Genomic DNA, 286 nt, shown 5'->3' with positions numbered 1-286 from the left:
ATCGGCAACATGGCCGAGGCGACGGCCTTCATCGGCCAGCTTCACGCCTTGGGCCTGCGCGTCGCGCTCGACGATTTCGGCGCGGGCAGCGCGTCGTTCGGCTACCTGAAGCAGCTGCCGGTGGACCTGCTCAAGATCGACGGCCAGTTCGTGCAGAACCTGCTGGACGATCCCTTGGACGAAGCGGCCGTGCGAGCCTTCGTCGATGTCGCGCGCGTGCTGAAGCTGCAGACCGTGGCGGAATTCGTCGACCGGCCCGCCCTGCTGCCGCGCCTGCGCGAGCTGG

At 68.5% G+C, this 286-nt stretch carries 1 protein-coding gene; it reads left to right on the top strand.

Translation table 11 applies throughout. The features are described from left to right. On the top strand, positions 1-286 hold a 286-nt coding region (locus FLQ44_RS19825; RefSeq protein WP_147695756.1), incomplete at both ends, for an EAL domain-containing protein.

Source organism: Vogesella mureinivorans, from assembly GCF_007644035.1.
Taxonomy (GTDB): domain Bacteria; phylum Pseudomonadota; class Gammaproteobacteria; order Burkholderiales; family Chromobacteriaceae; genus Vogesella; species Vogesella mureinivorans.
This window is presented reverse-complemented; position numbering and strand designations above follow the sequence as displayed.